We start from the raw sequence: 15,227 nt of genomic DNA on the forward strand, positions 1-15,227 counted from the left end.
AATGTTCGCACTGTGTGATGTGAATAGCTTTTACGCCAGCTGTGAGACGGTATTCCGCCCTGATTTACAGGGTAAACCCGTTGCGGTGCTCTCTAATAACGATGGCTGCGTTATTGCGCTTAGCGCGGAGGCGAAAGCCCTTGGCGTGCAGATGGGGGCGCCCTTTTTTAAGCAAAAAGAGACTTTCCGAAAATATGGCATTGCCTGCTTTAGTTCGAATTATGAACTGTATGCGGATATGAGTAGCCGGGTGATGGGCACGCTGGAGGAACTGATGCCGCACTGTGAAATCTACAGTATCGACGAAGCTTTTTGCGATCTGTCTGGCATAAACCACTGCCGAAATTTGCGCGAGTTTGGCCGCGAAATTCGCGCCAGCGTGCGACAGCGTACTCATCTCACTATTGGCGTAGGAATAGCGCAAACCAAAACGCTGGCAAAGCTTGCAAATCATGCCGCTAAAAAGTGGCAACAGAAAACGGGCGGAGTGGTGGATTTATCGAATGTCGTGCATCAGCGCAAACTGATGTCCCTGACGCCCATTGAGGAAGTATGGGGCGTTGGGCGTAAAATTGCGAGAAGGCTCGACGCGCTGGGAATTAAAACCGCGCTACAGCTGGCCGAGGCCGATACCCGGCTAATCCGGCGGCATTTTAATGTCGTGCTGGAAAGAACCGTCCGGGAGCTGCGCGGCGAGTCGTGTCTGGAAATTGAAGAGTTTGCGCCGGTAAAACAGGAGATTGTCTGTAGCAGAAGCTTCGGCGAACGTATCATACATTACGAGGATATGCGTCAGGCAGTGTGTAGTTATGCCGCTCGCGCGGCCGAAAAATTACGCGGTGAGCATCAGTTTTGTCGCTATATTTCCGTCTTTGTGAAAACCAGCCCCTTCACGCTCAATGCCCCTTATTATGGCAATAGCGCATCGATAACGCTGATGACGCCGACTCAGGACAGCAGAGATATTATCAATGCGGCGATACGCTGCCTCGAAAACATCTGGCGTGACGGTTATCGTTATATGAAGGCGGGCGTTATGCTGGGCGACTTTTTTAGCCAGGGCGTAGCACAGCTTAATCTTTTTGATGAAGCGGCGCCGCGAGAAAATAGCGCCCGGTTAATGGCGGTGCTGGATCAGATTAACGAGAAAAATGGGCGAGGGTCATTGTATTTTGCCGGGCAGGGGCTGCAGCCAGCCTGGGGAATGAAGCGGGAAATGCTATCTCCGCGCTATACGACGCGGCTGTCTGATTTACCCATCGCGCGCTAAAAGAAGCGGCTATCCTGAATAATAAGTAAGCTGGAACCTTAGAATACGTCGCTCATTTTGCTAAATCTATAGCACGCAGGCGGCTCAATGCGTAATGAGACGACTCTGGTGATAGAGAGCCCAGGATAATAATTCGTTTAAAAGTGAAATTAGCTTTTTAATCCAGTACCTGATGTGTGTTCGGAAATGACATCGAAATAATATTAAGATAAATGCTTATGCAAAGTATCTAATGAAAGTACCTCTTAGTAAAATCAAAGGCATCTTATCTGATATTATTCGATTGCCTGACCAGAATATTAAGCGTGTTGGATATTCTCATGAATGTTAAAAAGGAGGGCATATGATGCCCTCGGCCCTACAGGAATGCGTAGGAAAAAAACTACAAATAATAGAGATCAATCGTGGTTTGTCCGTTCAAATGAACGGCCTGCGTTAAATCAAGCTCTGAGCCTTTATTTATATAGGCCTGAGTTTTTAACGTTCCAGTTAGTGTGGTCAGCGCTAGCGGTGTTTTTTCACCATCATTGGAAAAACTGTAAATATAATTATAGCTGCCGGCACTCATCCATGCCCCTAATTGCGATGTACCACCACCCCACATAGCACCATTATCTCCGGAAAATATAATGCCGGGAGTAATAGTTCCATCAATAGTAATGTCGCTGCCGACCATAATCATTCCATAGCCGCCTACGTTTTTCCCATTATCGGCCCCAAGCCCGGCAATATAATATGACGCGTCAGTATAGGTTTTTCCGTCAAGGCCGGTCTGACCAACGGGGATCACCGCGCTTTCTTTTTGCAAATCGGTAGATTTCAGCGCTACCTTAGTCGGCGCCTGGCAATTAATCGAGAATGTTAGGGTTTTTACCGGTAGTGCAGTGTAGTCATCTTTGGCGATTGCGCTATTTTTGATGGTGCCGTAATCGATGATTGCGCCACCGGTGAGCGTGGGGATACAGGCGCTGGGTTCAATAGTGCCGATAACTTTCAAATCGATGCTGTCCGCGGCGAAGGCACTATTGATAATAACAGCCAGTGAGGCAGCGATAAGGATGGTTCCGTTCTTTTTCATCTACAAATTCCTGTGATTACTGTGGGTATTCCATTAATAACTCTATGAACTAACTCGCTATGAATAATCTGCCACGTCTCGTAACGGGATGAAAATATTACTGGATGAAATAAACTTCTAAAATAGACACTCTTATGTTTTAAGATAAGTCATTTACCATAATCCACTTTTTGTATGCTTTTCCCATTTCTTGCGGCAGTATTAAAGTTATTATCCGTTAAGGTTAATGATAGCTTGTTGCATTAACTGATGACGAAGAGGCTGGAAATAAAACAATGGAAATAATGAAATATAGAAGAAGTGCTGATGTTTTACAGTTCAGTGAGCGGCATAATTTTTACAATAATGGCGAAAAGCTTCGCATTAATAAATAATCGCTATTTTTACTGTTCTTTACGCAGGCAGAATGTATACAGGCAATTGATGCGGATAAACGTATTGTCGGTGCTTTACTCTGAGTATCGCGGTAAAAGGATATCTGAACATTGCTGGAATTTATGGTAATCGTAGGGAGCCTGGCTTACTTTAAATGCAAAATATGCTGTTAGCCTGTCCAATAAAATAGCTTGCAATCGTAACCACTTAAAAATTAGAAAGTCAAACACAGGGGATTTGGTGCTTTACTGGTTAATTTTGTGCACGGTAAGCGCTGATTAACGGTATTGCTACCGGTTATCTCTATCATTTATCGCTCAAAAGAATGGCCGGCTTATGTACCATCGGAGACGCGGGCGCGAGGGGCAGGTGAAAACCGGGTGACACATATAATTAAGATTACTCTTAATTCACGTGCGCTGTTAAAGTAGGCAGTAAATCAAATGGATTATCACCGTGGAAGCTATATGCCTCAACTCATACCCGGAAGCCAGGCGTTAATCATCGGCGCGCGAACCCCCGGTGGGCGTATTAATATTGGCAAAAGCGTCAATTTGTTTGGATTGTTTCGGCCGGGGCAGCGCTTTATAAATCCTGTTAACGGAATGCTTACCGCGCTGTCGGGCACAAGCTCCAGCGCGCTGTGGCTGGTAACCGGGGAGAATATCGTGGCGTTTGACGGTAAGCCCGGGTTTGCGTTTGTACGCGCGGCGCATTTATTACCAATCCAGTCTTCATTTCCATCCCCGTGCAGGTATCTGGAGAGAGCAAACCATCACGATATCCGCTAAACGCGCCCGTTTGTGGGCTGCGTGCCACTAAGTTGCCGCGCCTGCGGCATTAATATGCACGCCCTGCGACTGGAGATTATCCGTAAAGCGTAATTTTAGAATCAGGTGCTTAAGTTTAGAACATTGTCCTGACGCGGGCTGAAAGCCAAAATGTAGCGGCAAAAGCGGTGTCGTTGTAAAAAAGCGGGCATTATTGCTCTTATCGGCGGGGAGGCCTTATTGGTTTGCACAGGCCGGGAGTGACATCACAGCGCCTGGCGTAAATAGTCAGCCAGCACCAGCGCGTGATTTTGCGTAGTATCACGCGCCGCGTACAGCAGAGTCAGCGTGCCTTCCTGCGCTTTTTGCGCCAGACGTGCGACTTCCTGAGGTGCCTTTTTCAATTCTTCCTGATACTGATGCTGAAAAGCGGCAAAGTCGATAGTTTCGCTATGCAGTGCCTTACGCAACTCAGCGGAGGGGGCAACGGCTTTGCACCATTCATCAAAAACCAGCGCTTCTTTACGTATGCCGCGCGGCCAGAGCCGGTCTATCAGTACACGGTAGCCGTCGTTTTTATTTGCGGGATCGTATACCCGTTTACACTGAATCATGGAATCTCCTGCTTTAGGTTATAGAAAGGTTGCTTGCGCGTGCGGTTGCTTCGCCGATGCATAGCAGTATAACGCGTTCAATTTTAATTTGTGAGGAGCGCCGTAGCGGCCAGTCGGATCGTGCCATGATGCGAATGAGCAGAGAACCTCAGGGCGCGGCAGGCGGAGGGGAAATAGTCGCGACGGCGGGAGCAGGCTTAAGAAGATGCGGGCGTATTTATACCGCGGGAAGAACGGTGGCGGCGTGATGCACCGCCAAAAAAAATGCGCTCAGGGGCGATGCTTAATAGTGTCAATTTCACGATTGCGCCCGGCCCCCACGCCAAACCCGGCCATCACCAGCGAAAATAGCACGATAGTGCCAAGCGGTATGCTCCAGTGGCCGGAGATATCATGCAGCTTGCCTATCAACGGCGGGCCAAAGGCTGCTAACAGATAGCCGATACTTTGCGCCATTCCCGATAGCGCGGCGGCCTGATGCGCGGAACTGGCCCGCAGGCCAATAAACGTCAGACCCAGAATCATCGTGGCGCCGGCCCCGAAGCCGAACAGCGTAACCCACACCGGGGCCAGGGCTGGAGCAAGCCAAAGGCCCAGCATACTGATTGCGCTCAATAAGGCCGTCGCGGCGGCAATTGCGCGCTGATCGTTTAAACGCGCCAGCACAACGCCAATAAATAGCCCCGGTGCCGCAGTTGCTAGCTGCAATAAACCATGAAGCGAGCCCGCGTGCTCCGGGCTAAACCCATTACTGACCAAAATAGACGGCAGCCAGCCGATAACCACATAGTAAACCAGCGAATTTAGCCCTAAAAATAGCGTAACCTGCCATGCGAGGGAAGAGCGCCACAGACCTCGCCCCTGGGCCAGGTTTGCTGAAGCGACGCCTGCCGGAATGTGTCGGCGTACCTGGGGCAGCCATAGCAGTAGCGCAGCAAGCGGAAAAAACAGCAGTACCAGCAGAGCCTGCTGCCAGCCACCGTGAGCCGCAACGGGCACCATCAGCGCGGAGCCGATTGCTGCAGCGATGCCCATGGTTAATGAATAGGCGCCGGTAATTCGTGCGACCCGATCGGCAAAGTCGCGCTTAATCAATGCGGGCAGCAGAACATTACCCAGCGCGATGCCGCAGCCAATGATCAGCGTTCCCAGCCATAGCATATTTTCCGTACCGGCCGAACGCAGACCAATACCGATGCCTACGGCGATTAGCGCCACGAGTAAGCTGCGCTCAATACCGAGGCCGCGAGCCAGCCGGGCGGCGAGGGGCGAAACAACGGCGAACGCCAGCAGCGGAAGCGTGGTCAGGAAACCGGTCTGCGCGGTGCTTAGTTGGAAGACGGTGCGTATATCGTCGAGCAAAGGCGCAATACTGGTAAATGTGACGCGTAATACCGTGGCGATGGCCAAAATACCCAACAACATTAATCCGCGCGACGGCGCGCGCGTTACAGCCTGTTTATTCATAAATACGCTATCTCCTGTCAGAGCAAGTAGGATAGCGCGCAGCCTGGATAGGAGAAATAAGCTAAAATGACAGTCTATAGCTGAATTCGGACAATTTTATGCATAATGATTTGGCGCTGGAGGGTTACGATCCCGATAGCGGTGACAATCCCGCCGTGGCATTTCATATTCAGATGCAGGCATTCGGCAGCGAGGTTGCGCGCCATCAGCATCGTAAAGGGCAGCTTATTCTGGCTTTGCACGGCGGCGTTACCTGCGAAGTAGAGGGCGCTATGTGGATAGTACCGCCCCAGCATGCGGTGTGGATCCCGGGCGGGATGCGCATATGAACCGGGTAACCGCCAACGCGCAGATTTGCTTTTTATTTATCGCGCCAGGGGCACTGGCCATGCCAACGCGCTGCTGTACGCTGCGCGTTTCGCCGCTGGTGAGAGAACTCATTTTATCGCTGGCCGAGCGGGGTATTGCGAAGCTGGCGGAACCGAAAACCCGGCGTCTGGTGCAGGTACTGTTTGACGAACTCCCGCAGCAGCCCGCCGAACATTTGCACCTGCCGGTCTCCGGGCATCCCAAAATCCAGATTATTGTCGCCGGGATGGCGCACGAGCCGGAAAACCGGCGCACATTAGCGCAGTGGGCGGCAAGGCTGGCCATGAGCGAACGCAGCCTGTCGCGGCTGATTATTCGTGAAACCGGGTTAAACTTTAGGCAATGGCGACATCAGCTTCTGTTAATTTTGGCATTACGGCGCCTTATTGAAGGGCGAGCGGTACAGCAGGTTGCGCAGGAACTCGGCTATGATTCCACCACGGCCTTTATCACCATGTTTAAAAATGGGCTGGGCGTAACGCCGGGGCGCTATCTGGAAGCATTGACGTCAGAAATATCATTCTGTCATATCGCCGCCAGCCCGGGTAATTAAAAAAGTAAGAGGCCTGAAAACCCCGGCGAGCGCGCCTCACCGGGAAAATAGCGCGTTTAACGCGCCGATTCGTGCACCTGGGTGCGAAACAATTCGCGAAATACGGGGTAGATATCCTCCTGCTCGCGAATATGCTGGATGGCGAAGTTATCGAAAGATGACTGCAAATGTTCATACTCTCGCCACAGGGTTTGATGCGCGCGCCGGGTAATTTCGATGTAGCTATAATAGCGCACTACCGGCAGGATCTTTTTCGCCAGAATATCGTGGCACAGCGGGGAGTCATCGGCCCAGTTATCCCCGTCGGACGCCTGGGCCGCATAAATATTCCACTGTGCGGGGTTATAGCGTGCCGTAATCACTTCATCCATCAGTTTTAACGCGCTGGAGACGATGGTGCCGCCGGTTTCCTGAGAATAGAAGAACTCATGTTCATCTACTTCTTTGGCCTGGGTATGGTGGCGGATATACACCACATCCACATTTTTATACGTCCGACTCAGGAACAGATAGAGCAGAATATAAAACCTTTTGGCCATCTCTTTTGTCGCCTGATCCATCGAGCCAGAGACGTCCATTAAACAAAACATTACCGCCTGGCTGGAAGGTTCAGGGCGTTTTTCATAGTTTTTGTAGCGCAGGTCAAAGGTATCGATAAACGGAACCCGGGCGATGCGCTCGCGCAGGTCGTTTATCTCTTTGCGCAGGCGCTCTTCTTCCAGAAGCTGGGCCGGTTCGCTGCGGGCAAGCTGCTCCAGGTTTGCTTCCAGTTCACGTAATTCACGGCGCCGCGCCGCGGTCATTGCCGTTCTGCGCGCCAGCGAATTTTGTAAAGAGCGCACCACGCTAATATTGGCCGGCACGCCGTTTGAGGTAAAACCGGAGCGATGGGTTTTAAACTCCACTAGCTGCCGCTGCTGATTTTTTTGCAGATTGGGCAGGGCCAAATCTTCAAACAGCAGATCCAGATATTCGTCTTTGGAAATCTGAAACACAAACTCATCCTGACCTTCGCCATCCTGGCTGGCCTGCCCCTGGCCGCTGCCGGAACCGCCCCCGCCCCCCTGCGGGCGCTCTACCCGATCGTTCTGGACGAAATGATCGTTGCCCGGATGTACGCGATGGCGCATTCCGCCGTGTCCCTGATGGAAAATAGGCTCACTGATATCACCATGTGGAATAGAGACAGATTCGCCGCTGTCAATGTCGGTCACCGAGCGTTTATTAATAGCGCCGGAGATAGACTGTTTAATTTGTGCTTTATAGCGTCGTAAAAAGCGCTGACGATTGACCGCGCTCTTATTTTTGCCGTTCAGGCGCCTGTCGATAAACCAGGTCATAATTCCCCCTGACTGCTGCAGTCGTGTCCCGGAACAGGGTCGCGCCTGCGCGCGACCGGTGGCCATATTGGGTGATGGTTATGATGATTTACGCACGCGGAGATACCATTCGCACAGTAGCCGCACCTGCTTGCGGGTATAGCCTTTTTCCATCATACGATCGACAAAATCGTCGTGCTTTTTCTGCTCATCGGTAGAGGTTTTCGCGTTAAACGAAATCACTGGCAGCAGCTCTTCCGTATTCGAGAACATTTTCTTCTCAATAACGGTGCGAAGTTTTTCGTAGCTAGTCCAGTTGGGATTGCGGCCATTATTATTTGCCCGGGCGCGCAAAACGAAATTAACGATTTCATTACGAAAATCTTTCGGGTTGCTAATACCGGCAGGTTTTTCAATTTTTTCCAGCTCTGCGTTGAGCGCTTCCCGGTCGAAAAGCTGGCCGGTATCCGGATCGCGATATTCCTGATCCTGAATCCAGAAATCTGCATAAGTGACATAGCGGTCAAAGATGTTTTGCCCGTATTCTGAATAGGATTCGAGATAAGCCGTTTGGATCTCTTTCCCAATAAACTCAGCGTATTTCGGGATAAGATAACCTTTCAGGTGTTCGAGATAGCGCTCAGCCTGCTCCTGAGGAAACTGTTCCCGTTCAATTTGTTGCTCAAGCACGAAGAAGAGATGCACCGGGTTTGCCGCCACCTCGGTGTGATCGAAGTTAAACACCCGGGACAATATTTTGAACGCAAAGCGGGTCGACAGGCCGTTCATGCCTTCATCTACGCCGGCGTAGTCACGGTATTCTTGATACGACTTCGCTTTCGGATCGGTATCTTTCAGGCTTTCGCCGTCATAAACGCGCATTTTGGAATAAATGCTTGAGTTTTCCGGGTCTTTCAAACGCGAGAGAATAGAGAAACGCGCCAGCGTTTCCAGCGTGCCGGGGGCGCATGAGGCATGCGTCAGCTCGCTGTGATCGAGCAGCTTCTCATAGATGTGCATTTCTTCGGAAATACGCAGGCAGTAAGGCACTTTGACAATATAGACGCGATCGAGAAAGGCCTCATTATTTTTATTATTGCGGAATTGCACCCATTCGGATTCGTTGGAGTGCGCCAGAATAATCCCGTTGAACGGCAGCGCGGAGATGCCTTCGGTGCCGTTGTAGTTACCTTCCTGAGTGGCTGTCAGCAGCGGATGCAGCACCTTAATCGGTGCTTTAAACATTTCGACGAATTCCATAATGCCCTGGTTAGCCCGGCACAGAGCGCCTGAGTAACCATAAGCATCCGGATCGTTCTGGGCATGGTTTTCCAGTTTACGAATATCCACTTTCCCGACCAGCGCGGAGATATCCTGGTTGTTTTCATCGCCGGGTTCGGTTTTGGCGATGGCGATTTGCTCCAGGATCGACGGCCAAACTTTAACTACGCTGAATTTGGTAATATCGCCGCCGAATTCGTGCAGGCGCTTCGCCGCCCAGGGCGACATGATAGTCCCTAAGTAGCGGCGCGGAATGCCATATTCCTGCTCCAGAATCTGCGCATCCTCCTGAGGGTTAAACAGGCACAGGGGATGATCGTTCACCGGGCTGCGCTCGCCGTTGGCGCTGAGTACATAAATAGGGACCTTTTGCATCAGCGCTTTAAGCCGCTCGGCAAGAGATGATTTACCGCCGCCCACCGGGCCTAACAGGTATAGAATTTGTTTTTTCTCTTCCAGACCCTGCGCGGCGTGTTTTAGATAAGAGACGATTTGTTCAATGGCGTCTTCCATGCCGTAAAATTCTTTAAATGCGGGATAGCGGGCAACAACCCGGTTTGAAAATAGACGTGATAGGCGCGGTTCCTGGGCGGTATCGACCATTTCCGGCGCGCCGATGGCCATCAATAACCGCTCGGCGGCGTTGGCATAGGCACTGCGATCCTGCCGGCAAACGGCAAGAAATTCCTGCAGTGTGAACTCTTCGTCCTTGGCAGCTTCGTAGCGCTGGCGATAGTGATCGAATATATTCATGGTATGCCATCCTTTCATTTTTTAGCACAGGGAGTAAGAGCCGTTCATAGGTATTGTTGAGGCTCCCGGAAGACAATTTTGTGCGTACGCCGCGCAGGCTTAGCGTGTTGTTATTAGTAGCGCCAGCGCGTACAGAGTTTCATTGCGTCTTATGGTTAAGCGTAGATGTATTTATAAAACTTGCATGTCGCTGCAAGTCGGGAACAGAGAAATATCAAATACTCAGCGTTCCGATAAAGTCGCTGGCGATGAAAAAGACAGACAAAATGGCCGGGCGTTGCCATATTAAGTGCAGGATTCCGTAATTAAACTATGTAAAATGGTGAAAGAGTGGGACATTCGGTAACGCTCTTATAGGTAATTATTTTTAATAAAAGGATTGAGTATATTGTGACCAAATTCAAACTTCTCGCACTGGCGGCAGTGGCTGCGGCTGCGGTCAATACCGCATATGCCGAAGGGAGCTGGGCGCGGCGGCGTATATGGAAAACTACCCTTATCGTGGCATTAATACGAAAACCTCGCCGGTGCCGGTTGTAGGCTATGAGGGGAAAGATTTCTATTTCCGCGGGTTTAGCGCCGGTTACTATCTCTGGAATGATAAGACCGATAAGCTTGCGGTTACCGCCTGGTACAACCCGCTGCATATGCGGCCTAAAGATAGCGGCGACCACGCGATGCGTCGCCTGGACTATCGGCGCTCCACGATGATGGCGGGGCTTTCCTACGCGCACTTCACACAGTATGGCTTTCTGCGAACCGCGCTGGGCGGTGATGTACTGGGAGAAAGCAACGGCGTCATTTGGGACTTGGGCTGGCTCTATAGCTATTCTGCGGGCGGTTTGACTATCACCCCAGGGATTGGTGCGGTCTGGAGCAGTGAAAACCAGAACCGATACTATTACGGCGTCAGCGGTCATGAAGCGGCGCGCAGCGGTATGGATCGCTATAAAGCAGACAGCGACTGGAACCCCTACGTAGAACTCTCCGTAAACTACAAGCTTGACAAAAGCTGGAGCATTTACGGAATGGGGCGCTACATCCGCCTGGGAGACGAAGTAAAAGACAGCCCGATGGTCGACAGAACGTGGACCGGCGTGCTGTTAACCGGCGTAAATTACAGTTTCTGATGGTTATCGCCAGCGGCGATATAACCGTTTCCTGAAGGGGCCATATGGCCCCTTTGTATTTTATTACGATCAGGCATCCATTGAAGAAAAGGGGCTCAGGCCATAAGCGCATAGCACACAAAATAGTCAGTGCCACATAGGTGCTTAACGTTAAAGCCGCAGGCGTGATTAACGCGGCCTATGCAGCACGCGCAGCGTGACGCCAAGCCGCGACGGGCTGGATTCTTTTGCCGTTTGCGGCACGGTGACGGCCGCAGTTTCAACGCAAACAAAATGCCGGTATCCATCATCGGGAACGTCTGCCATGCTCACAGAAAGTGCGGGCCCAGGATTCCAGCCGACCACGTTAGTATGATAATGGTGGGTGATTTCCAGCGTGCGCTGCAGCGTGGAATCCTGAAGCAGGCTACAGTCTTCAGGAGATAAATACACTCTGTCAGTACGATCGGGGAAAGTTTGTATACCGTTGTCGAGTTGGCCTTCGCCTCCGGCGACTTTATCCAGATAGCGCGCGCCTAATCCGCTGACTTTCACTGTATTAATATCCCCTACCTGAAAGTAGCTGTGAAGCGCGGCGGTCGTTTCAAACTCTCCGTGGGCTTCCAGCTCGATTTCACAGCGTTTCCCCAGCCTGAAGCGGGCATACAGCGTAAAATCGTGAGGCCACATGCGGCGCGTTTCATCGCTGGACTGCAGTTCGAAGGTGAGCACTACGCCGTCCTCGTCCTGCTGATGAGCGCTGAGTTGCCAGGGGAGATTACGCGCGAAACCGTGGGCAGGAAGGTCTGCCTGCTGCGCCGGGCCAAACCACGGCCAGCAAATCGGCACGCCCCCGCGAATCGCTTTTCCGTGAGCAAAAGGCGTTTGGGCACTTAGCCACAAAACGTCGTCTTCCCCGGCGGGCTGCCAGGAAAGCAGGTGTGCGCCTTGCAAAGCGATACTGGCGCGAACAGCCGAGTGGTCAACCACCACCACATCTAAATCATCAAGGCGGCGTATTGAGAGGGCAGATGACAGCGCTTCATCAATGGGCTGATTAAAAATCCGGGAAATCATAGACACATTCCTCTGTCAATAAAGCAACATTTTAGGATGAAGGTACGCGGGTTGAGCGTATCTGTTTGCAGCTAAAAAAAAAGGTGACCGAAGTCACCTTTTATTGCTCTGAGCGCGTAGTCTCTTATTTAGAGATGTGGGCAATCAGATCCAGAACTTTATTTGAGTAGCCAGTTTCGTTGTCGTACCAGGAAACCAGTTTCACAAAGTTGTCGTTCAGTGCGATACCGGCTTTAGCATCGAACACGGAAGTGCAAACTTCGCCGTTGAAATCGGTAGAAACAACGTCGTCTTCGGTATAACCCAGAACGCCTTTCATTACGCCTTCAGAGGCTGCTTTGATTGCTTTCTTGATTTCTTCGTAAGACGCTGCTTTTTCCAGACGAACGGTCAGGTCAACAACGGAAACGTTCGGCGTAGGAACGCGGAATGCCATACCGGTCAGTTTACCGTTCAGTTCCGGCAGTACTTTACCAACGGCTTTGGCCGCACCGGTAGATGACGGAATGATGTTCTGAGCCGCGCCACGGCCGCCGCGCCAGTCTTTGTGAGACGGGCCATCAACGGTTTTCTGGGTAGCAGTGGTCGCGTGAACGGTAGTCATCAGACCTTCGATGATACCGAAGTTGTCGTTGATAACTTTCGCCAGCGGAGCCAGGCAGTTAGTAGTGCAGGAGGCGTTAGACACGATGTCCTGGCCTTCATATTTGTCAAAGTTTGCGCCTTTAACAAACATCGGCGTATTGTCTTTAGACGGGCCGGTCATCACGACTTTCTTCGCGCCGGCGGTGATGTGCTTACGTGCGGTTTCGTCAGTCAGGAACAGACCGGTTGCTTCAGCAACAACGTCAACGCCTACTTCGTTCCACTTCAGATTAGCCGGATCGCGTTCAGCGGTAACACGGATTTTTTTACCGTTTACAACTAAATGACCGTCTTTCACTTCAACGGTGCCATCGAAGCGGCCGTGGGTGGAGTCATACTTCAGCATGTAAGCCATGTAGTCAGCGTCTAACAGATCGTTGATTGCAACAATCTCAATGTCAGAACGTTTCTGAGCAGCACGGAAAACAATGCGACCGATACGGCCAAAACCGTTGATACCTACTTTGATAGTCATATATTCCACCAGCTATTTGTTAGTGAATAAAAGGTTGGATGTAAAATTACAAAAACCTTGCGCAGCGTCAAGCGGAATCGTGTCAATCATTGCGACAAATCAATCCGTAAATCCGCCCTTACGCCATGATTTTGCCTGCACTTTTCCTTTCTGCTGCCTCTCCATATGGGGGCGGTGCGGGGCTTTTCAAAATCCGGACTGGCAAAGTGTGAGCAGGGTCACAAACAAAACCGGGTCCGCCGTTAACGCACGAGTTTAGAACAAAAGTTTGCGTCGTGCTGTTAATGTTTTGTTAGAATTTGGGCTTAACTTCAGACCTTCGTTAACCCGGAGCTCCGTTAATGAACGATAATCATCACCCTACAGGCGACGGCAAGCGCGAGCTGTCCGAATTACAATATTATGTTACGCAACAGCGGGGAACCGAACCGCCGTTCAGCGGCCGATTGCTCAATAACAAACGCGATGGTATTTATCATTGCCTGGTATGCGATGCACCGCTGTTTTCATCTATTACTAAATATGACTCTGGCTGCGGCTGGCCCAGTTTTTATGCGCCCGTAAACCCGGAGGCAATTCGCTATCTGGAAGACTCATCGCACGGTATGTCGCGCGTTGAGATCCGCTGTCGGCGCTGCGATGCGCATCTTGGCCACGTGTTTCCGGATGGCCCTAAGCCGGGCGGGGAACGCTACTGCGTTAACTCTGTATCGCTGAGTTTTGATGACCCCGCTTCCGATACTAAAATTATAGGCTGAAAAATCGATTCAGCAAGCGATTTTACATAAGGATTTACTATGGAACTGGATGACATCCTTGGGCAGATGACGCCGGAAGTCTATCAGCGTCTTTCCACTGCGGTAGAATTGGGTAAATGGCCAGACGGCGTGGCGCTTACCGCAGAGCAAAAAGCAAATACGCTTCAGCTTGTGATGCTGTGGCAGGCAAAACATAACCGTGCGCCGCAGCATATGACCATTGATACCGATGGCCAAATTGTAATGAAAAGCAAACGCGAACTTCAGGAGGAGCTGGGCGTTTCGCCGGGGTCCATTGCGCGTATAAAAGTTGAATAACGCGCGCAGGTAAAAGAATAGGAAAACACGTTGACGCGCGGACGCAAAACTGACCGGGATGCGCGATAAATGTCACTATCGTTTGTTATAAAATATGATGCCTCTGAGCATCCGGCGGCGTCAGTGCAAAAACCGGCGCCCACTGCGGGCGCCGGGCGGGATTTGAATACTGACCTGAAGGCATAGACAGGCATATGGCCTTAAAAATAGCGGCGTTAGCGCTTTTTGGGCCCGGCATCAGGGCTGTTTCCGCATAAGAGGAATCGTTTTTGCTGTGCCGGAGTTCTGGTGCAAATACGCTTTCCGATGCCGGCCATGTTTATGCGCTCACCGGTAAAGTCCGGCGATAATTCAGTCGTACTTATTAAGCCATGCGTGCAGGGCAAGCAGGTGCGCACCGGCGCTTTCCATCTCCTCAAACGCCAGTTTACTATCCTGCGGGGCAAGATTAACCCCCCGGCAGCCTTCGGGAATAACCGTAACCTGATAGCCCAGGCGCAGGGCGTCGAGCACGGTATATTTTACGCAATAGTCGGTGGCGAGGCCTGTCACCGTAAGATGCCGGATAGCATGCTGCTGCAGCCAGCCGTGCAGCGCAGTTTCCTGCCGATGGCCGTTGTCGAAAAAAGCGCTGTAACTATCAATATTCGGATCTTCGCCTTTGGGGAAGGTCGCGGCAATTAAGGATTGCTGTAAAGCTGAATGTAGCCGGGCGCCGGGCGTTCCCTGCACGCAGTGATCGGGCCACCAGGTTTGCGGTAATCCATCAAGCTTGCCTTCGGTAAAGGGGGTAGCACCCTGAACGCTGGCGAAACTGCCGTGTTGCACAGGATGCCAGTCGAGGCTAGCCACCACGGGGATACCTTGATGCTGGCAGCGCGCCATTAATTGACCGGCGACGCCTATCGCCGAGTCGGCGTCGGGAACCGCCAGCGCGCCGCCATCGCAAAAATCGTTTTGCAGATCGACCAGTAAAAGCGCCTCATCGTGTGTCAT

At 51.4% G+C, this 15,227-nt stretch carries 12 protein-coding genes and 2 pseudogenes; 6 read left to right on the forward strand and 8 right to left on the reverse strand.

The window, feature by feature from the left end; translation table 11 throughout:
• Position 1: 1 nt before the first annotated feature.
• Positions 2-1,270: a Y-family DNA polymerase gene (locus SFA31_RS13835; RefSeq protein ID WP_322838500.1), complete on the forward strand. Its 1,269-nt coding sequence runs from the start codon at positions 2-4 to the stop codon at positions 1,268-1,270.
• 382 nt (positions 1,271-1,652) lie between these two features.
• On the opposite strand, the gene SFA31_RS13840 is transcribed toward SFA31_RS13835, so the two are convergent.
• Positions 1,653-2,348 (reverse strand): DUF1120 domain-containing protein, encoded by a 696-nt coding sequence (locus tag SFA31_RS13840; protein WP_322838501.1) that lies wholly within the window; start codon positions 2,346-2,348, stop codon positions 1,653-1,655.
• Between the two features lie 842 nt (positions 2,349-3,190).
• Between SFA31_RS13840 and SFA31_RS13845 the strand changes: the two genes are divergently transcribed.
• The gene (locus SFA31_RS13845; RefSeq protein WP_322838502.1) at positions 3,191-3,514 is read left to right on the forward strand and encodes a hypothetical protein; all 324 of its coding nucleotides are present in this window, start codon (positions 3,191-3,193) and stop codon (positions 3,512-3,514) included.
• Between the two features lie 245 nt (positions 3,515-3,759).
• Here the strand turns inward: SFA31_RS13845 and SFA31_RS13850 are convergent, their stop codons facing one another.
• Together SFA31_RS13850 and SFA31_RS13855 are read right to left on the reverse strand one after the other, a co-directional pair.
• Entirely contained in the window at positions 3,760-4,107 is a 348-nt protein-coding gene (locus SFA31_RS13850; protein WP_322838503.1) for a DUF488 domain-containing protein, read from the reverse strand.
• 270 nt (positions 4,108-4,377) lie between these two features.
• On the reverse strand, positions 4,378-5,574 hold the full coding sequence (locus tag SFA31_RS13855; RefSeq protein WP_322838504.1) for an MFS transporter: 1,197 nt from the start codon (positions 5,572-5,574) through the stop codon (positions 4,378-4,380).
• 98 nt (positions 5,575-5,672) lie between these two features.
• Here SFA31_RS13855 and SFA31_RS13860 point away from each other — a divergent pair.
• Positions 5,673-6,496, forward strand: a pseudogene (locus SFA31_RS13860) (AraC family transcriptional regulator).
• Between the two features lie 56 nt (positions 6,497-6,552).
• Here the strand turns inward: SFA31_RS13860 and SFA31_RS13865 are convergent.
• Entirely contained in the window at positions 6,553-7,836 is a 1,284-nt protein-coding gene (locus tag SFA31_RS13865) for a YeaH/YhbH family protein (protein ID WP_322838505.1), read from the reverse strand.
• Between the two features lie 78 nt (positions 7,837-7,914).
• Positions 7,915-9,849, reverse strand: coding sequence for a protein kinase YeaG (gene yeaG / locus SFA31_RS13870; RefSeq protein ID WP_322838506.1), 1,935 nt, complete (start codon positions 9,847-9,849; stop codon positions 7,915-7,917).
• Between the two features lie 390 nt (positions 9,850-10,239).
• Between yeaG and SFA31_RS13875 the strand changes: the two are divergent.
• A pseudogene (locus SFA31_RS13875) lies at positions 10,240-10,979 on the forward strand (MipA/OmpV family protein).
• A gap of 168 nt (positions 10,980-11,147) precedes the next feature.
• Here SFA31_RS13875 and SFA31_RS13880 read toward each other — a convergent pair.
• Positions 11,148-12,035, reverse strand: a complete 888-nt coding sequence (locus tag SFA31_RS13880; RefSeq protein WP_322838507.1) for a D-hexose-6-phosphate mutarotase — start codon at positions 12,033-12,035, stop codon at positions 11,148-11,150.
• 124 nt (positions 12,036-12,159) lie between these two features.
• A complete protein-coding gene (gene gapA / locus SFA31_RS13885; RefSeq protein ID WP_322838508.1) occupies positions 12,160-13,155 on the reverse strand; it encodes a glyceraldehyde-3-phosphate dehydrogenase in 996 nt (331 codons plus the stop codon).
• A gap of 341 nt (positions 13,156-13,496) precedes the next feature.
• On the opposite strand from gapA, the gene msrB reads away from it, so the two are divergent.
• Both msrB and SFA31_RS13895 read left to right on the forward strand, forming a co-directional pair.
• Positions 13,497-13,913 carry a peptide-methionine (R)-S-oxide reductase MsrB gene (gene msrB / locus SFA31_RS13890; RefSeq protein ID WP_322838509.1) on the forward strand — a complete coding sequence of 139 codons (417 nt, stop codon included), beginning with the start codon at positions 13,497-13,499 and terminating at the stop codon, positions 13,911-13,913.
• Positions 13,914-13,952: 39 nt separating this feature from the next.
• Entirely contained in the window at positions 13,953-14,231 is a 279-nt protein-coding gene (locus SFA31_RS13895; RefSeq protein WP_322838510.1) for a YeaC family protein, read from the forward strand.
• Between the two features lie 351 nt (positions 14,232-14,582).
• Here SFA31_RS13895 and pncA read toward each other — a convergent pair whose 3' ends face one another.
• On the reverse strand, positions 14,583-15,227 hold the full coding sequence (gene pncA / locus SFA31_RS13900) for a bifunctional nicotinamidase/pyrazinamidase (protein WP_322838511.1): 645 nt from the start codon (positions 15,225-15,227) through the stop codon (positions 14,583-14,585).

This window comes from Erwinia sp. HR93 (assembly GCF_034555055.1).
In the GTDB taxonomy this organism is placed as follows: Bacteria; Pseudomonadota; Gammaproteobacteria; order Enterobacterales; family Enterobacteriaceae; genus Apirhabdus; species Apirhabdus apintestini.